Source organism: Legionella nautarum, from assembly GCF_001467895.1.
Classification (GTDB): domain Bacteria; phylum Pseudomonadota; class Gammaproteobacteria; order Legionellales; family Legionellaceae; genus Tatlockia; species Tatlockia nautarum.
Genome location: NZ_LNYO01000002.1, coordinates 1 through 17,497, shown reverse-complemented (window position 1 = coordinate 17,497; position 17,497 = coordinate 1). Strand labels below are relative to the sequence as shown.

Genomic DNA, 17,497 nt, shown 5'->3' with positions numbered 1-17,497 from the left:
AACCTTTGTCCAAAGGCTGTATCATGAATAGTCGTTATGTGCCAATCGCTTTTATTTCTATTCTTCTTATCGCTTATTACCTGATTTTTTACTCCATATTAAACCACCCTAATCAACTGGATTTTACTTCTCTTTATGCTGCGCTTTTATCGTTAAAAAAACATGAGAATCCTTATGGAATTTTATCGAGCTATTTTTTACCTGTAACCAAAGAATTAACGGCCAATTTAAATCCACCTGCTCTGTTATGGATTTTCAGCCCGCTAGCTAAGATCAGTTACCATGCTTCACTTCTCATCTGGATCACTCTTTCGTTTACGCTAGGATTAATTGGTGCTGGCTTGGCTTTTTATTATGCCTTTTCATCTGCCTTTCTGAAAAAATACTGGCTCATCTTATTACTGCTTTATTTGTCTTTTTTTCCGACGATGGTCAATACTCTTTTGGTTCAATTGGGTTCTTTTTTACTGTTTTTTATCATGGTTGGTTATCACTTTTTCCTGACCAACCGCAACTTTCTTGCCGGATTTTTCTGGGGATTTATTGTAGCAGTTAAATTCTTCCCCGCCTTAATATTTTTTTATGCTCTCAAACAAAGACGCTGGTCTGTATTTTTTATTATGCTTGCCAGCTTTTTAATATTCAGTTTAATCCCTTTTCTTATTTATGGAGCAGATATTTATTTATCTTATTTTACAGTGATGAAGCGTGTATTTTGGTATGGAGATAATTGGAATGCTTCAATCTGTGGCTATATTTTTCGCTTATTCGATTACCATAACAAACTTTATCTAGAGCTTGCTTATCTTGTTATATTTTTTCTCTTTTTAGGTGGATATCTTTACAATCTTCAGTCCAATCAAACAACCAAAGTAAATCATCAACCCTTTTGTTTAACTCTAGCAATGATGTTGCTGATCAGTCCGTTTGGTTGGCTTTATTATTTTCCAATCCTCGTTTTCCCACTCACTTTAGGTTGGGCAATTGCTTTTAAGGAGAGTGAAGTAACAACTAAAACCCTATTGCTGTGGTTCTTGTGTTTTTTCCTGATTAATTTACCGCAAGGTTATGTGAGGCCCATCGCAATGCAAAATGTTGCAGTTTCTTTTATTTTTTCCTCTTTTTATTTTTATGGCTTACTGTTATTGAATTATTTATTCGTACTAAAAAAGAATCTTCCAGGGAAAAACGACCTTAAGATCGAGAAAAAAAATGTTATTTTTATTCTAATTGTTTTTTTTATAGCCTTATTTGGAATAGGTACAACGACAGTAAAAATAACTCTGGCTGCAGATAAGGCTTTAGTCGCTGCGAGTTAAATTCCCCCGGCTCATAGGAATTGACAAACAGACTAGCGGAGTCTAACGTTAACTGAAGAATAGACGATTTACCATGACGCTTAGGCTGCGATGATTGATTTGATTATCCACACTCAACCTGACGACGAAAGTTGCGGCCCTACTAGCTTGCATGCTATCTATCGCTATTATGGCTTAGATATCAGTCTGGAACAGGTTGTTAGCACCGTAGAGCGCTCGCTTTCGGGCGGAACTCTAGCTCCAATGTTAGGCAAACATGCCTTAGAGCATGGTTTTAGTGCAACGATTTATATCAATAATCTCGATGTATTTGACCCAACCTGGTGGTTTTCAGCCGATCAAGATAATGAGATCTGTCAAAAAAATTTAGCGAGCAAGTTAGTCGCACAAATGAAACATAAACGAAACAAAGCAATCATCCAAGCAAGTGAAGCTTATTTAAAGTACTTAGCGTTGGGTGGGCGAGTGCGGTTTCATACTCTGAGTGTACAATTATTAAAACACTATTTTCAAAAAAATATTCCTATTTTAACAGGTCTTAGTGCCACCTATCTCTATCATAGTTCACGTGAACGTTTTTCCAAGATAGGGGAGTCCATCTATGATGATATACGCGGTACCCCTTGTGGCCATTTTGTTGTATTGTGTGGTTATGATGAAAGAAAAAAACTGATTGTGGTGGCCGATCCACATCGAGAGAATCCAATTTCACATGACAACTATTATAAAGTAAGTTCGAATCGTCTTATTAATGCGATTCTACTTGGTGTTTTAACTTATGATGCTAACTTATTAATTATTAAACCGAAAGGTGTTTAAATGGAAACTATAATCGTTACGGATGAACCCTCGAGCTGGCGCTTTTTATCCCCTCTTGCCTCAATTATTCATGCCTCAGATTACTTATCCAATGCCAATTATCATCAAAGTAAATCTGTGCGGGTCATCAACCTTTGCCGCTCTTATGAGCATCAAACAATAGGCTATTATGTCTCATTACTTGCTCATGCACGCGACCATAAAGCGATTCCCTCGGTAGATAGTATTCAAGATGTTTTAAGTTCAACACTCTCTAAATTTATTTCACAAGATGTGGATGACGAGATTCAACACAGCTTACATGACATCAAAACGGAGGAATTTGTATTCAGCCTTTATTTTGGTCAAAATATGGCCAAATGTCATGCCTCTTTGGCTAAAAAATTACATGGCTTATTTCCCTTGCCACTATTGCGCTTTACTTTTGAAAAGAAAAAACTATGGCGGATTAAAGGATTACAAATTCTATCTCCTGATGACATTCCGCCCAATCACCAGGAATTCATGCAACAGGCAGCAGAATCTTACCTATCTAAAAAACGCTTCCATCAATGGCGTAAAAAACAACGTTTTCATGATTTAGCTATCCTTATCGATCCCACCGAACCCAACGCCCCATCAAATAGGAAAGCGCTGGATATTTTTGCGAATGTTGGTGAATCACTGGGCTTAAACGTTGATTTTATAGAAAGAAATGATAGCCGAAGTATTGCCGAATATGATGCCTTATTTATTCGCGCGACAACAGCAGTGAATCATTACACTTACCGCATGGCAAGGCGAGCAGCCCAAGAAAACCTTGTCGTTATCGATGATCCGCAATCTATTGTCAAATGCAGTAATAAAGTTTATTTGGCTGAATTAATGCGTAGCCATCAAATTTTAACGCCTGATACCACGTTTATTAGCAAATACGATAAAGATATTCCCAATATTGAATTTCCCTGTGTCTTAAAACGCCCGGATAGCGCTTTTTCACACGGCGTTATTAAATTGGATGATTCAAAAGCCTTACAAAAATCGCTCACTCAATTTTTTAAAATCTCTGATTTAGTGTTAATTCAACCTTTTATTCCGACCGAATATGATTGGCGAATTGGTATCTTAGACAATAAACCTATTTTCGCTTGCCGCTACTATATGGCTAAAAACCATTGGCAAATTTATAACTGGGATGCGATGGATGAGAAAGACGCGATGAGTCCGAAAAAGGACACTATGAGTGAAAAAATAGAAGGCCCTCATGAAACAATTCCTGTCCATGAAGTCCCCGAAGCCATCATTAAAACGGCATTAAAATGTACCCGCTTAATTGGCGACGGGTTATATGGGGTAGATATTAAAAGTCAGGGCGATAAGCATTACGTCATTGAAGTAAACGACAATCCCAATATTGATTTTGGTGTCGAAGATAAGCTTGTGGGCGAAGCACTTTATGAACACATTATGAATGTCTTTTTACAACGTATTCGCAGGAAGCATGGCTATGTCTGATTATTCACTTTTTTCTGTATTAGGGATTGAAATTGAGTATATGCTTGTCGATCCTGAAAAATTAAATGTACAGCCCAAAAGCGATGTTATTTTGAGCGCTTTGGCAGGAAAACAAGTCAATGAAGTGGAATTAGGCGATATTGCCGCGAGTAATGAGCTAGTCTTGCATGTTCTTGAATTAAAAAACAATGGGCCTAAACCAAGCAACGCCCCGATAGTGCAACAATTTCAACAAACGATAGAGCAATTACAACCTTTATTGACTCAACATAATTTGTGCTTACTGCCAACGGGAGCCCATCCTTGGATGGATCCCCTGTCTGAAACAAAGCGCTGGCCGCATGGCAATATGGCGATTTATCGTCAATATGATTCTATCTTCAATTGTCAAGGGCATGGCTGGGCCAATTTGCAATCTGTGCATGTCAATATGCCCTTTGCCAACGATGAAGAATTTTGTCAGCTCCATAATTTAATTCGTTTGATTTTGCCTTTATTACCGGCTATTGCCGCAAGCACACCCTTTTTAGACGGAAAAAAAACGGGTATGAGTGATTCGCGTTTGTATTATTATGGCAAGAATCAGCAACGTATCCCTTCGATTAGTGGTGAGATTATTCCTGAATTCATAAGTTCTGAAGCCCAATATCGACAAGAAATCTTAGAACCAATGTATAAAGACATTAGTCGCTTTGATTCTCAAGGAATTTTGCAACATGAATGGCTCAATTCTCGCGCAGCAATTCCTAAATTTGATTACAAAGCGATCGAAATTCGTCTTCTTGATTCACAAGAATGCGTTCAATCAGATATTGCTATTGCTCTCGCAATTCATGCAATCTTGAAAAATTGGCAAGCGAGTTCGAGCTATTATTTAGACAAGCCCTGCGATATTAAACGCTTGCGAGCGGTCTATGATCAAACGATAACAACGGGGTTAGCAACAACTATCGATGATTCCGAACTCTGCAGCCAATGGCAACTCCCTAAACGAAAAATGAGCGCCCAGCAGGTTTGGTCTCAGCTTATTGAACGGGTGAGCAGCGATATGGATAGGCCCACTCAACAGGCTCTTGAATATATTTTGAGTCAGGGTAATTTAAGCGAGCGAATCGTACGCGCCTGTGGAAATGATTTTAGCAAACCGACTTTAACACGCGTTTATCGCCAGTTAGGGCATTGTCTGTTAACAAATCAGGTTTTTAATCCCACATGAAAGAAATTGCGCTTATTGTCAGCTGTGAACATGCAGTAAATACTGTTCCGCATACTTACCGAAACCTCTTCGCCTCACATTTGGAATTATTAGAAACTCATCGCGGCCTCGATTTAGGGGCCCAAGCCATTGCGCTTTTTTTTAGCCAACAATTTAATTGCGAACTTGTACTAGCACAAGCCACTCGTTTGCTAATTGACTGCAACCGTAGTCTACATCATCGAAATTGCTTTTCTGAAATCACGACTATTTTATCGAAAGAAGAAAAAGCCCTAATTATTGAACAATACTATTTACCCTACCGTCAGCAAGTTGAAGAAATTATAAAAAAGCACATCCAGCAAGAAAAATTAGTGTTGCATTTATCCATGCATAGTTTCACGCCAGTATTAAATAATCTTAACCGCAATACGGATGTGGGTTTCCTCTACGATCCCAAACGAAATAATGAAAAAAAACTTGCAACACTTTGGCAACAACAATTTAAACAACAAAAATCTGATTTAAGAGTACGTTTGAATTACCCTTACAGAGGTATCAGCGACGGATTTACCTCAGCTCTACGTAAACGCTTTATCGATGACGACTACGCAGGGATTGAAATCGAATCAAATCAAACTTTAATGAACAGTACCGAATCTTTATCAAAGCTCTGCCAAATGCTGACACTGACGCTACAAACATTGCTTGCAAATAGAGAAAAAAATACCCAAAACTTTGATATAGTATCGCGATGAGCGTTATACTCTGCACTTTTGAATAATAGTTTGAGCTTCTAATGATTTCCAATGAAGCAGTGGATGCAGTCATTACCTGGGTCGATGGTAGTGATCAAGCGCACGCTGAAAAATTAACAAATTACTGTCTAAAACATGGTATCAAACGTTCAGCAGGTGCCGCGCCTACACGATTTAATGAGCGAGGGGAATTGAGCTACTGTGTCATGTCCTTACTGCGTTTTGCACCTTGGCTGAGAACTATTTATATTGTCACCGACAATCAAATTCCAGCTATTATTAAGCAATTAGAAGGGACTGCTCATGCAGAGAAGATAAAACTCATTGATCATCGAGATATCTTCTTCGGATTTGAAAACTATTTACCCACTTTTAATAGCTTGACCATCGAAACCGTTTTATGGCGTATCCCAGGGATCTCTGAGCAATTTATTTATTTTAATGACGATTTTTCACTGATTCGGCCTGTGTCCCCAGCGGATTTTTTTCGGAATAATAAACTTGTCTTGCGTGGTGAATGGAGCGTTCAGTTTGAACAAAAATGGCATAATAAGTTAAAAAATTATTTCTTGAAAACAAGGCAAAATTGGACAATAGACAACCCACATCGAGCAGTACAAGAAAAAAGTGCGAAACTTGCAGGGTTTCAGAAGCATTTTTTTCATCTCCCCCATGCACCCTATCCGGTTAAAAAAACAATTTTTGAACGTTGCTTTCGAGAAAACCCTCAATTACTAGCCGAAAATTTAAGCCACCCCTTGCGCGATCCTAAACAATTTTGGCCCATTTCCTTGATTCAACATCAGGAAATTCAAAGAGGAAATGTCATTTTTGACTCTTCGCTAAAAGTAATGACAGTTAATGGTGGTTTTCATTCTCTAGCTAAAATTAAGTCACGCTTGGCGCGTGCAGACAAAAAAAATAATATTCCATTTGTTTGTCTACAAAGTATTGATGAAGCACCAGAGTCGACACAAAAATTATTGTTTAATTGGCTTGATGATAAAATCATGCGGTAATAATACCGGAGACTGTGCCTTAAGAATTAAAAACCCTCCGCCTACGTCCGCAAAACGTAGGGACGGGTTAGAAATGTAGTTATAAAAAATCCTTAAAGCAGCGCCATTAGGTTAAGGACCAACCTTTTATTTTACATAAACTGCCGGTGGAGGTGCATCGAACCGATAGATTAAACCAAAGGCCACTTGACCTGTTTGAGGAGTAATTTTTGTAGATTTGGTCACTTGACCATTGGGATCATAAACAAAACTATGGACGCTTCGATAAGTAATTGCACTAAAGTCCACCATCACAGAAAGCTTCTCTGTGAAAGCATGGCGAATACCAGCCCCCCAGCGCAGACCACTTTTTCTTGACGAAGAACTTTGTATTGAAGGATCCGCCCCCTCAAAAATTTTCACTCTACCATTAGCATAGCCAATACGACCATAGAGTGTAGTATCGGGAGAAATAAGAAAACCTGGTAAGGCACTCACACCATAACTGTTTCTGATAGTGAATCTGTTTTTCTGGAAATTTCGATGAAGATATTCATCATTGGTCAATTTATATTCAAGAGAGCTCCAGGTACCATTGACTTCAGCGGCTACAAAAATTTGTTTATAGATATAGCTAAAACCCGCAAAAATAGTACCAAAAAATCCAACTGCCCCTAAGCGTTGCTTAGCCACCACATCAAAATCACCTAAGCGCTGGACATGCGCCTTCTGGCTAAATCTTGCAGCTTCTGGACCAAAGGCACCACCAACATAGAAACCAGCAAAACTGGGGCTTGCTGCTAATAAAGAAAGCACTCCAAGTCCACGCGTTTTCCTTAACATATTAGTCCTTAATATATAATTAGCGCTTTTTGATTGTATTCTGTCCTAATTGGGTTGTCTATCAAGCAAAATTAAAAAAACTGCTGCTTACCCATCGCTGAAGCTATGTTCATCAAGAAATTAGTTAAAAGGATTAAACTTGTTCGCAAAAAATGCTAGTTTAAATTATTCACTTCAAAATCTTGAGAAAAATATGAGTCAAACCAAGCAATTACTAGCCTATGCCCGACACGGTGATTTTGCTCATCCTGGTGAAGTTGAAGCGATTCAGCTCGCTATGGCGCCCATTCCCAAAAACCAGTCTCAGCGACTTCTTGATGTCGGCTGTGGTTTAGGAGGAACAGCTCATTATTTACAACAACGAAATTGGGGTGAAATTACCGGCATTGATTTAGATAATGAACTTATTCAGTATGCAAAAAAACATTACCCGGAAGTCTCTTTCGTTCAGGGGGACATTTTACAATTGGAAATACCGCAAACCTTTAATGTCATTTATTGTTTTAATTCTTTCTTTTCTTTTTCCTCGCAACAAAATGCGCTTCATCAATTTGCAGGTTTGGCAGAGGAGGGATGCAACTTAATGATTTTTGACTATTCTCGTCCTCATGCTTCCCCTCTTGAGAGTCCTTTCCCGTGGTCAAAAACTGCTTCGCGATTCCATCCTATTTATTTGCCTGAATTAAAAGAACAACTCTCAGCAGCAGGCTGGCATTTTAAAACGAGTTTAGACATTAGTACTCAATTTGAACATTGGTATGTTCAATTGCTACATTATTTTGAGACGAAAAAAGAAGCGATCGTCGCCCAGTTTGATCTCTCTTTATTTAAGCAAATGTATGATAGTTATCAACAACTCTTAATTAATGTTAGAGAGGAGAAAATGGGTGGAATCATTGTATACGCCACTCGCTAAAGGATTAAGCTCTTGAAACGCATTGTTATCTGTTGTGATGGAACCTGGGACTCTCCGGATAATAAAATCAATGGCGTTCCTGTAAAAACTAATGTTGCAAAGATTGCTAACGCCGTATTAACAACTAGCGCCAACATCAAGCAGATGATGTTTTATGAAACCGGAATTGGTACTTCTGGAAGTCGGTTAAATCGACTTATTGATGGCATTACAGGAAACGGTTTATCTGAAAACATGTTAAATGCTTACCGCTATCTTATTCACAATTACGAAGTAGGCGATGAGTTATTCTTTTTTGGTTTTAGTCGTGGCGCTTTCACTGTGAGAAGCTTGGCGGGAATGATTCGCAATTGCGGCATTCTTCGACTCAATGCCATCGATAAAATCGATCAAGCGTTCAAGCTTTATAGATCACGCTCGCCTGCATCACAGCCTCGATTGATCGAATCGACTCTTTTTCGGCGAACTTATGCGTTAGAGAATCTTACGCCAATTAAATTTATTGGCGTTTGGGATACAGTCGGTACTTTAGGAAATCCCTTGTTGCTCAACGGACTATTTAGTCGACGACATAGTTTTCATGATTATCATCTAGGTGCAAACGTCAAACATGCCTATCAGGCTGTAGCCATTGATGAACAGCGTTTGTATTTTCATCCTGCCTTGTGGGAAAAGGAAAAAGGTACTCATCAAATATTGGAACAAGTTTGGTTTGTTGGCGTCCATAGTGATGTGGGCGGAGGTTATGCGACAGCGGGTTTGTCTGATATCGCCCTTGAGTGGATGGCCGATAAAGCAAGCAGCCTGGGTTTAGGGCTTGCTCAACTTGACCTTAAACCAAACTTTATGCAGTCCTGTGGAAACTCTAGAACCGGGTTTTATCGACTTATTCCCCCGTATTTTAGACCGATTGATCAAAAAATCGCAGATCCAAGAAAAGAAAGCTGCCAATCACTTCACTCCTCAGTTCTAGAACGCTATTTAAATGATGAAACTTATCGTCCGAAAAATTTAATAGAATATATGAAGCGGCGGAATTTTAATGAGATCCAAACCTAAAAATGACCACTAAATGGTGGAGATACATCAGTTGCAGATTATAGCTTTTATTTTAGTATTAACTTCCCAAGTAGGTCTTCTTCGCATTCAAGCAGTATTTGATCCGTCATTTTCTCTTGAACGTCTACAGGCAAAATTTGCATTTTTCCTTTAAGATCTTTAAGGAAGAAACTTGAGCGAGCAGCAAGCTGAAATAAACTAGGAGGCTTAGCAAAATTGGCTCGTCTACTCTCTCTCCAATCAGGTTGACCCGCAAGATCTAATAACTTATTCATTTGTTGAAGATAAAAAGTTTTTTCAGGTTCTGAGAAAGTTTTTTCTATTTCCTGAACAAAAGTTCCCTTTTTTTTCTTCAACAATGCTAACGTTTTTTGACTAAAAGGGACTTTTATATCGAATAGGAGATAAATAACAACTCTTGCTGATGGCCTGCGACTATCAAGAGCAATATCCAGAACAGAAGAACCTTCCTTGTTAACCTCAAGTAAATGTTGTTTACCTGCAAAACGAACTAGATACTTTAAAATATCAAGATGACCTTGATACGCTGCCAGATGAAAAGCTGATCCATTGGTCTCTTTTTCTCTTTCTTCTAGAGCAATCTTGCCCTTTTTGCGTAAATATTCCTGCATACGTTTAAGATGGTTTTTTAGCGCATAACGAATCATCGGGGGTTGTTGGGTAAAACTGTTGCTTTTTTGATTTTGAGTACTGTTATCTTGAGCGCTATCATTTGCACTACCCTGAGCGCTTTTTTCCTTTTTACTACGCATAACCTTTGCACATTAAAAATCCAGATGACCAATATTAACCCATATTGGTCAATCAATCAAATTATTCTCTTTTAGTACGGTTATAAACCCTGTCAATATTTGAACGTGGAGTCAGAATCGGGAGCCCTAGCCAACTCATCAGATGGGGTTGCTTTTTCTTTAGTTTTAAAAACTCCTTTACTCATCGACTGAGCTAAGGCACTTTTTTTAACGAGCCCTCCTCCAGCTTGAGGATATAGATCTGAATCAATCGATGAAGACTGAGTAGCGCTTTCTTTAGTTAAGTTACCTCTGGCTTGAGGAGTTAGATCCGGTTGAGCAGAAACAGTAGTTGTTCTGGTAGCAACAACCTCTCCCCTGTTTCTATGTAAATATGATATCGGTTTTTCTTTACCTGCAGCCGTTTTTTGTTCGTATTTCTCTTCTTCTGTAGACTCATTATCTTCAGGCTCAGAATCAATTATCTCATCCCCATAGACAACGGACTCTTCTATAGAATCATCCTCAGTCTCAGAATCAGTCCACTCATCAGCATAGCTAGCAAGAGCCTCATAGATAGCGGTACTTTGGAGCTTATCTTTAGAAGCGACGGCCTGTTTTTTCTCTTCTTCTGTTACAAGACATTTCAAAGTTCCTGGGAAATATTTTTCTAACGCTTTTTGACTCACCGCTTCAGGAAAATTGATTTGTATTATAGCTGGCTCACTATCCTCTGAAGTAACAAGTTCATCGGTAAAATGCTCATCCAGTACTTCAGGCATTTTAATAAGTTGCGACCACAACCGATTTTCACGTACTTTGAGATAATTGAGCAGCTCCTCTTCAAAGATCGGAAGATCGCTGTCTTTGATTTGAATTGAAATACCTTTATATTTATAAAAATCAGATTGAGTATAATCCTCTAAGGAATTATACATTTCCACAAATCTAACTGCTTCTGTTCGGCTATAAAGCAATATTCCCCTATTAACTACAGGCAAATCTGCATCGGTCACTAACCACAATTTAGCATAAGGTAATTCAGGATGCGCATCGACCATTTCTGCAAGTTTTTCCAGCTTATTGAAATCAATTTCTTGATAAAAAGAACAGTCTTTATTTTTTCCTACATTAGCTATACCGGTATGGGCTTGTTTTAAGATCTGCATACTATAATTTAGTAAACTAATTCCCTGGGTCGCCAGACCTTTGCTCATACCCGCCGTTGCGATAGCTAACAACGGAACTGTTTTGAATGTTTTTTTAGAAATCGACAACACATCCTTTGGCCCCATTTCTCTAAATTTCTGACGCCTGGTATTTTCATAAAGCCAATCATTTCTGATACAAACCGGTAGCAATTTCATTTCATTTACCTTTACAGAACACTATAAGTATAATATAAGGGCAGATTGTTAAGATATTATTAATAGCGTCAAAATTATGTCGCAACTGATAATAAAGTGAATCAATGCCTTAGCGCTTTTTCCTTAGAAAACGAGCTAAGTTGTGGAATAAAAATAATAAAAGACAGTTTTTCAAACGTTTATAGGTCTACAGGCAAATGGAAAAATTTTCTTGGCATGAAACCCAAAATCCAGCAAAAACCCCATAATTGATTTCATGATGGCTTAGCGGAATAATAATTTCACGCCCTTCAATTCTCGATTAATTAGCTACAAAAGGTATTTACTTAAGATTAGGACTGGATTGAGAAGTATGCTCCTCCTCAGATTGGTTAGATAATTTCTTTTGTGGTGGAGTACTAAGAAAAGATATTAGGACAAATTATTCTCCAAAAAACAAATGATTCCCTGCGATATGTTTTTTTAAATTCTTAAATTGTTTCTGATAACGTATTGTAGTTTAAACAAGAAATATAGTTCCTTGCTGTTAATATAAGAGTTGTAACGGATGAGCAATAATTTTTTCTTTTTCGGTACGTGATAATTTTTTTATTAACCGCTCAACTCTCATTGCTTCAGCCTTTCCACCATTAATTAGCCAAGCCTGTGCAATCTTAACGGGTTTAAAACTTCTTGTGTATTTGCACTTACCGGTTCCATCAATATGAGATCGGTAGCGTTTTAAAAGATTATTAGTAAATCCGGTATAGTAAGTATTGTTTTCACACAATAGTATATAGACCCAATAACAACTATGTTCCATTTTACCTCATAGAAAAAGCGTGTCTTAAGTTTCAATTAAGAACATCGTTTACAATACTTTTGCTTTTAATGTATTTACTTCCAGATACCATATTTTACTACATAAGATAGTTAATAATAGTACTATTTTTTTCATGGAGTATTTCCATTTCTATTACGAAAATTTTAACTTGGTTGTGGCCATTTGCTGGCACTTGTAGAACATCTAACAGAAGGTCTACATACTAGACCTTACACCGATGTAAATATCAATTTCATCACCACGATATAGCTCAAAATCAGAAATAAAATTACGGGTATATTCAAGACGCGACTCAAAAAAAGACCAAATCCTCAACCACGTTTCGATGACAGTTTGAGGCATCACCCCCTTGCCGCTAAAAACCAAATACTTACCCGCTTGAATTGTGACAGTAGAAAACTCAGACAAGGTTTGCCTAGTTCTCAGAGGAATTCCAACTGTTACTTTGTAATACCCGGTGGCATCACTATCATAATCCGAATACACCCCAAAAACCTCTGAGCTTTCCTTCGAATCAGCGAGCTTAGGTATTACAACCGCTCCAAAATCCTCCCAAAGCCTGGGCAATTTTGCCGTACTCTGATTAAACTCTTCACTATTCTTTGTCCGCACACTTAAACCAGAAACAATAAAACTATCAAGAATTGCTAATTTAGGCTCACTAAACGACATATCGATGACTCCTTTTGAATGTTGAGAACGATATATTAATCTTTCATTATGACAGATATTGTCAGGATACTTTTTTAAAAGTTGCTATTATTCAATCAATTAGCCAAAAATAGAGCCTGACAATTCATCGAAGTAAGAATACCTTTTGCAGCCAATTGGGCTATGGCATTGTCTTCGAAAATTAAGATACGTGGTTTGCTTCCTTTTTCATCTTCAGCAAGTTGCAATCTGGCGGAAGTACTCCGTTCTTCTTGCATTTTATCGATACCTGATTCGTCATCTATCAAAGGATAGTTTTAAAGGAATCAAACAAGTAAAACAAGTGCCTTTATGCAACTCGCTTTCTACATAAATTTCACCATCTAATTCATCGATAAATTGTTTTAACACATAAAGTCCAAGTCCTTTGTAAATTCCTTGGTAAGAAGGGGTTAATTGTTTAAATTGAACATAGATTTCATCCTGCCTTTCTTTAACCATACCAATGCCTTTATCGCTAACAATATTTCTTAGTACAATTTTTCTATCTTCTATTTTTGCTAACTAAGCCTGCAACAATACAGAACCATGACCGGTAAAATTTAGTGAAAAAGATAGAAATCTCTTGAGCATATTAATTGTTAGAACAAATTAAATCAGATTGATCTCGCTTACCATGACGCTGTACGCTGTCATCTACCAAAATCGTATCCCTGCCCTCCTATTTATCAATCAATTTCTTGGGTCTTTGCTGTGTAAAAATTTGAATATTTCTCCTGCCTTATCAACTCCAAGATCAAGAATCTTCTGATGGAAATCAATTAATATTTTAGCACTTAGCGCCTCATTCAACTTGGGATTATTAGTATCATGGAATAATAAAGATACGTTTTCAGAACCATATTTTTTATTCAAGGTAGATTTAAAATTATTTAGCTGCTTTTTGGCAGATAAGATCTGCCCTGATGAAAGAGGTGGTTGTGGATTTTCTAGTGCATGCTTGATTATATAATATTTTAAAAGAATTATTTTAAAGGCGTCGTTTCTATATTTAAATTTAGTAGCATAATCAATACTCCGGCTCTCTGGAAACTCAGCAGCAATTATAAAATTTGGATTATCAACTTTTTTATAAAGATTCAGTGTTTCTCTTGCCATTGCGTAGATAGATTTATTATCGGAAATTGGCAAATATTTCTGCATTTGTGCCTCAACATACTCACGGATCCGAACAGCTACTAAATCAGTCTCTTGGTTTCCTGCAAAAATCTCTTTAGGAGAGCCCTCAGATTCTTGTGAGGCAATTTTTTCTAAAATTTCACCTGGTGGGTTCTCTTTTTTTACTTCTTCCTCAAACTTCCACCTCTCACCACTATATATGAACTTATATATCTCTCCTGTCTTATCAACTCCAAGGGCAAGAATCATTTGATATAAATTAATTAATATTTTGGCAGCTATCGCATCATTGAGCTTAGGATTATTAGTATCATTAAATAATAGAAATACATTTTCAGAACCATATTTTTTCTCTAAGGAAGATATAATATTTTTCAACTGTTTTTTGGCAGATAAAAATTGTTCTTCCGAAAAAATAGATTGAGGATTTTCTAGTCCATTTTTGATTATAGAATACTTTGAAAGAGCTATTTTTTGGATATAATTTTCATATTTTTTTATAGAAACATCATCAATGATTCTACTCTCTGGAAACTCAAAAGCAATTATAATACTTGGATCCTCGACTTGTTTATAAAAAATCAATGTGTCCCTTATCATTGAATAGATGAACTTATTATCAGCAACCGGCAAAAGCTTGCTCATCTGTGCGTCAACAAATTTATGCGTATGAAGCATTAGTAATTTCTTATCTTTTTTTTCTGCTAACATCTTCCCCATGCTACTAGAATAATCCTTATACTCTTGTGGTGAAGCTTTTTCTAAAATTTCAAATATTGGATATGCTTTTTTTATTTCTCTATCAAACTTCCAACTCTCATAATAAGGTTTACAAAAAACATTAAATACCGTTATTAATACCACAAAAAAAATCATCTGAGGCAAAGGGTATAAATCACTAATTTTCTCTTTTAAATCTTTTAAATAAAACATACTTAGAAACTACCTTCTATTTTTAATTTATAAGTTCACGGTTTTAAACTGTATTTTTTAGTTACAGGAGACATCCGTTAAAGTAGATATCTTTTTTAAATAAGACTGAGGAAAGGTCTCTGAGATCGAAAGTTTTAGAGCCGAAAAAGCGCTTGCTATCTGATAAAATATAAATGAATTCAGCTTTTTGTTTTTTTGAAATTCGGGGCATCCTATTAACAGTAGTGGCTTTAGCAACTATCTGTTGAAATTCAGAATCTGCTTCAAAATAAGGGGTAAAATCTGTTGTTGCACATATAATTTCTTTGGAACCAAAGAAAAAACACATCACTGTTACTAACTTAATAATATAACTCTTCATCTTTATTCCTTTATACTGAGGACATGCTAATTAGTGGCGACTAAAATCCAAATAATTTAGCCACTTTACGGTAAGGGAAAATATCGCATCTGCAAGATATAATCAATAATAATTGCATAATACTTTAAATTTGTTGATTAGTGTGATGGTAATTAATGCTGATGGTAAAGGATATCAACCCAGTTATATTTCAGACCTATTAAAAAGCTGTAGATTCAGGTATTTTGTCAATACGGGAATATCCATATTCTGAACGAGAACATCTCACCCCAGGAATACAAATTACAATGAAAAATATGGCCTTATTGTAGCCAAAGGCTTATCCCAGCATAAATCAAGTCTTCTGTTATCACTCTCATTAACTGTTACTCCAGATGCTAATAGAATTCAAAAAATATTTGAGGAATATTAGCAAAAATGTTTACTCCACGAATTGATTTAAATATTAGAAAAATATGTCACTACGAATACAGCTTAATTGGTGACTTTTGTAAATCATCTTTTTTATTAATCATAGACTTGGTTTAACAGCTATGACCTGTAAGCACCAAAAACCAACAGGTATCGAATTTCCTTGAAAACAATTCGCATTCTTTAGGTATTCGCTCGCAAAGTCATTTAAGAATTCAGCTTTCCTGGTCTCAGGAATTTGTTTGATCTGAGATCCAGCGGCACTAAAAAAATCTTTAAGATGTTCTTTTGATTGAAAAGAATATGTCATTTCTTCCTCTGATATATCAACCACTTCCAGACCAGATTTAACGATCATATCGCTGTAATCATTTGGATCGAAAAATGAACGAGGACTAACGAAATCAATAAAACTATTTTTCCATTTACTACTAGAACAAAGTTCATCAAGGACCAGATGATATAATGATTTTTTATGAGACAGAAGCAGAGCAACTTGAGCTCCTGGTAGTGCAGATCTTGCTATGCCAAGGAGTGCGTTTTGCTGGTCTTTTACCCAGTGTAAGCAATTAAATGAAGTTATAATATCGAACTGTTCTCTAAATATGTTTTGGTTTGCCTCCATGACTAAAAAACGGAGATTGCTCCGCGTCTTATATGTTTTAGTAGCAAACTCAATCATTTGTTCAGAAATATCGGTGCCGATCACACAGCCCTCATGAACAATAGCTGCAATTTCATTAGTGATTACTCCGTCACCACATCCAATATCTAACACTCTAGATTTGGTATCAAATGAAATTTTACTTAGCAATTTCATAGCAAAATTATATTGCAATGCATTGTTTCGACTATAGGTATAAGGGTTTCCGTATATATGGCTAATCATAAAAATTCGACTTGTAAATTGTACAGCATTTTACAAAATATTATGGAATATAGGATATGGTGTTTGAAAACCAAAAAAGGCTTATAGAAAATAAATTTAAAAAAAAATTACTCCCTTATAAAACACTAGTTTTCTGAACAATTAGAAGAATCCTTAGTAGTTTATAAAGATCTTAAATTATAAAGATCCCTATTGACCAACACTCTTTGAAAGTATTACAAGAGTGCAACAAATCTCTTTAAAGCTTCGCAAACACAAATCCCGAATTACCTTCAGTATTAAGCTGACTGTGCCGATTTTCATTTGAATAAATAGATGATCGTAAAAACTCCTTGAATGATTTGTCAGTTAGATTTTGGTTTTTTTTTAATGCGCAATGAGCTTGCTGAGATAAACCAGCCAAAGTTTCATCCGAAATTTTCGAGATTACATCGAGCAATGCTTTTTGATCTAACCTTGGAATAGCATCTTCAATTTTGACGCTCAAATGAAAAGGAGGAACAGTCAATTCTGGTAAATGATCATGAGATTGTACTCGACGACTTTTTAGTTCAGTTTTCAATATTTTTTGGAATTGATGGAGATCATCTAAAGGTAAGGATTCAAAAGTCACATCCATATAAGTTTTTCCAGATAAAATGTGAGTCAATTGGTAATCCCCCCGAAAAATAACTGATGTCAAAAGTAGAATTTTCTCATACCCTATGCTGGAGGAGATTCTGCATGAAAC

At 36.5% G+C, this 17,497-nt stretch carries 19 protein-coding genes; 8 read left to right on the top strand and 11 right to left on the bottom strand.

The window, feature by feature from the left end; genetic code table 11:
* Positions 1-23 precede the first annotated feature (23 nt).
* From Lnau_RS01105 to Lnau_RS01080, 6 genes are all read left to right on the top strand, one after another.
* Positions 24-1,319 (top strand): glycosyltransferase family 87 protein, encoded by a 1,296-nt coding sequence (locus Lnau_RS01105; RefSeq protein ID WP_058503311.1) that lies wholly within the window; start codon positions 24-26, stop codon positions 1,317-1,319.
* Positions 1,320-1,409: 90 nt separating this feature from the next.
* Positions 1,410-2,138 carry a C39 family peptidase gene (locus Lnau_RS01100; protein WP_058503310.1) on the top strand — a complete coding sequence of 243 codons (729 nt, stop codon included), beginning with the start codon at positions 1,410-1,412 and terminating at the stop codon, positions 2,136-2,138.
* Positions 2,139-3,632: a RimK family protein gene (locus Lnau_RS01095; protein WP_058503309.1), complete on the top strand. Its 1,494-nt coding sequence runs from the start codon at positions 2,139-2,141 to the stop codon at positions 3,630-3,632.
* On the top strand, positions 3,625-4,848 hold the full coding sequence (locus Lnau_RS01090) for a glutamate-cysteine ligase family protein (protein WP_058503308.1): 1,224 nt from the start codon (positions 3,625-3,627) through the stop codon (positions 4,846-4,848). The genes Lnau_RS01095 and Lnau_RS01090 overlap by 8 nt, the downstream gene beginning before the upstream one ends.
* Positions 4,845-5,585 (top strand): N-formylglutamate amidohydrolase, encoded by a 741-nt coding sequence (locus tag Lnau_RS01085; protein WP_058503307.1) that lies wholly within the window; start codon positions 4,845-4,847, stop codon positions 5,583-5,585. Before Lnau_RS01090 ends, Lnau_RS01085 begins: the two co-directional genes overlap by 4 nt.
* Positions 5,586-5,626: 41 nt before the next feature.
* Positions 5,627-6,604: a Stealth CR1 domain-containing protein gene (locus Lnau_RS01080; RefSeq protein WP_058503306.1), complete on the top strand. Its 978-nt coding sequence runs from the start codon at positions 5,627-5,629 to the stop codon at positions 6,602-6,604.
* 126 nt (positions 6,605-6,730) lie between these two features.
* On the opposite strand, the gene Lnau_RS01075 is transcribed toward Lnau_RS01080, so the two are convergent.
* Positions 6,731-7,426, bottom strand: a complete 696-nt coding sequence (locus tag Lnau_RS01075) for an outer membrane protein (protein WP_058503305.1) — start codon at positions 7,424-7,426, stop codon at positions 6,731-6,733.
* A 139-nt stretch (positions 7,427-7,565) separates the two neighbouring features.
* On the opposite strand from Lnau_RS01075, the gene Lnau_RS01070 reads away from it, so the two are divergent.
* The gene (locus Lnau_RS01070; protein WP_058503304.1) at positions 7,566-8,342 is read left to right on the top strand and encodes a class I SAM-dependent methyltransferase; all 777 of its coding nucleotides are present in this window, start codon (positions 7,566-7,568) and stop codon (positions 8,340-8,342) included.
* Positions 8,343-8,354: 12 nt separating this feature from the next.
* Positions 8,355-9,401, top strand: coding sequence for a DUF2235 domain-containing protein (locus Lnau_RS01065; protein WP_058503303.1), 1,047 nt, complete (start codon positions 8,355-8,357; stop codon positions 9,399-9,401).
* 47 nt (positions 9,402-9,448) lie between these two features.
* On the opposite strand, the gene Lnau_RS01060 is transcribed toward Lnau_RS01065, so the two are convergent.
* The 10 genes from Lnau_RS01060 to Lnau_RS01020 form a co-directional block, all read right to left on the bottom strand.
* A complete protein-coding gene (locus tag Lnau_RS01060) occupies positions 9,449-10,069 on the bottom strand; it encodes an ankyrin repeat domain-containing protein (protein ID WP_133134932.1) in 621 nt (206 codons plus the stop codon).
* Positions 10,070-10,266: 197 nt separating this feature from the next.
* Entirely contained in the window at positions 10,267-11,520 is a 1,254-nt protein-coding gene (locus Lnau_RS01055) for a hypothetical protein (protein ID WP_058503301.1), read from the bottom strand.
* 526 nt (positions 11,521-12,046) lie between these two features.
* Positions 12,047-12,322 (bottom strand): GIY-YIG nuclease family protein, encoded by a 276-nt coding sequence (locus Lnau_RS01050; RefSeq protein ID WP_058503300.1) that lies wholly within the window; start codon positions 12,320-12,322, stop codon positions 12,047-12,049.
* Positions 12,323-12,538: 216 nt separating this feature from the next.
* Positions 12,539-13,015, bottom strand: coding sequence for a GyrI-like domain-containing protein (locus Lnau_RS01045; RefSeq protein ID WP_058503299.1), 477 nt, complete (start codon positions 13,013-13,015; stop codon positions 12,539-12,541).
* A gap of 95 nt (positions 13,016-13,110) precedes the next feature.
* Positions 13,111-13,272 carry a hypothetical protein gene (locus Lnau_RS16290; protein WP_157070608.1) on the bottom strand — a complete coding sequence of 54 codons (162 nt, stop codon included), beginning with the start codon at positions 13,270-13,272 and terminating at the stop codon, positions 13,111-13,113.
* Positions 13,273-13,291: 19 nt separating this feature from the next.
* On the bottom strand, positions 13,292-13,495 hold the full coding sequence (locus tag Lnau_RS01040) for an ATP-binding protein (RefSeq protein ID WP_058503298.1): 204 nt from the start codon (positions 13,493-13,495) through the stop codon (positions 13,292-13,294).
* Between the two features lie 231 nt (positions 13,496-13,726).
* Positions 13,727-15,106, bottom strand: a complete 1,380-nt coding sequence (locus Lnau_RS01035) for a hypothetical protein (protein WP_058503297.1) — start codon at positions 15,104-15,106, stop codon at positions 13,727-13,729.
* 61 nt (positions 15,107-15,167) lie between these two features.
* Positions 15,168-15,467, bottom strand: a complete 300-nt coding sequence (locus Lnau_RS01030) for a hypothetical protein (RefSeq protein ID WP_058503296.1) — start codon at positions 15,465-15,467, stop codon at positions 15,168-15,170.
* 511 nt (positions 15,468-15,978) lie between these two features.
* Positions 15,979-16,698: a methyltransferase domain-containing protein gene (locus Lnau_RS01025; RefSeq protein ID WP_058503295.1), complete on the bottom strand. Its 720-nt coding sequence runs from the start codon at positions 16,696-16,698 to the stop codon at positions 15,979-15,981.
* A 307-nt stretch (positions 16,699-17,005) separates the two neighbouring features.
* On the bottom strand, positions 17,006-17,416 hold the full coding sequence (locus Lnau_RS01020; protein ID WP_133134933.1) for a hypothetical protein: 411 nt from the start codon (positions 17,414-17,416) through the stop codon (positions 17,006-17,008).
* Positions 17,417-17,497 lie beyond the last annotated feature (81 nt).

Coding starts and splice junctions, on each gene's coding strand:
- Lnau_RS01090 (WP_058503308.1), top strand. CDS start 3,625: ATGTCTGATTATTCACTTTTTTCTGTATTAGGGATTGAAATTGAGTAT.
- Lnau_RS01025 (WP_058503295.1), bottom strand. CDS start 16,698: ATGAAATTGCTAAGTAAAATTTCATTTGATACCAAATCTAGAGTGTTA.
- Lnau_RS01075 (WP_058503305.1), bottom strand. CDS start 7,426: ATGTTAAGGAAAACGCGTGGACTTGGAGTGCTTTCTTTATTAGCAGCA.
- Lnau_RS01055 (WP_058503301.1), bottom strand. CDS start 11,520: ATGAAATTGCTACCGGTTTGTATCAGAAATGATTGGCTTTATGAAAAT.
- Lnau_RS01085 (WP_058503307.1), top strand. CDS start 4,845: ATGAAAGAAATTGCGCTTATTGTCAGCTGTGAACATGCAGTAAATACT.
- Lnau_RS01080 (WP_058503306.1), top strand. CDS start 5,627: ATGATTTCCAATGAAGCAGTGGATGCAGTCATTACCTGGGTCGATGGT.
- Lnau_RS01105 (WP_058503311.1), top strand. CDS start 24: ATGAATAGTCGTTATGTGCCAATCGCTTTTATTTCTATTCTTCTTATC.
- Lnau_RS16290 (WP_157070608.1), bottom strand. CDS start 13,272: ATGCAAGAAGAACGGAGTACTTCCGCCAGATTGCAACTTGCTGAAGAT.
- Lnau_RS01050 (WP_058503300.1), bottom strand. CDS start 12,322: ATGGAACATAGTTGTTATTGGGTCTATATACTATTGTGTGAAAACAAT.
- Lnau_RS01030 (WP_058503296.1), bottom strand. CDS start 15,467: ATGAAGAGTTATATTATTAAGTTAGTAACAGTGATGTGTTTTTTCTTT.
- Lnau_RS01035 (WP_058503297.1), bottom strand. CDS start 15,106: ATGTTTTATTTAAAAGATTTAAAAGAGAAAATTAGTGATTTATACCCT.
- Lnau_RS01060 (WP_133134932.1), bottom strand. CDS start 10,069: ATGATTCGTTATGCGCTAAAAAACCATCTTAAACGTATGCAGGAATAT.
- Lnau_RS01045 (WP_058503299.1), bottom strand. CDS start 13,015: ATGTCGTTTAGTGAGCCTAAATTAGCAATTCTTGATAGTTTTATTGTT.
- Lnau_RS01100 (WP_058503310.1), top strand. CDS start 1,410: ATGATTGATTTGATTATCCACACTCAACCTGACGACGAAAGTTGCGGC.
- Lnau_RS01095 (WP_058503309.1), top strand. CDS start 2,139: ATGGAAACTATAATCGTTACGGATGAACCCTCGAGCTGGCGCTTTTTA.
- Lnau_RS01040 (WP_058503298.1), bottom strand. CDS start 13,495: ATGGTTAAAGAAAGGCAGGATGAAATCTATGTTCAATTTAAACAATTA.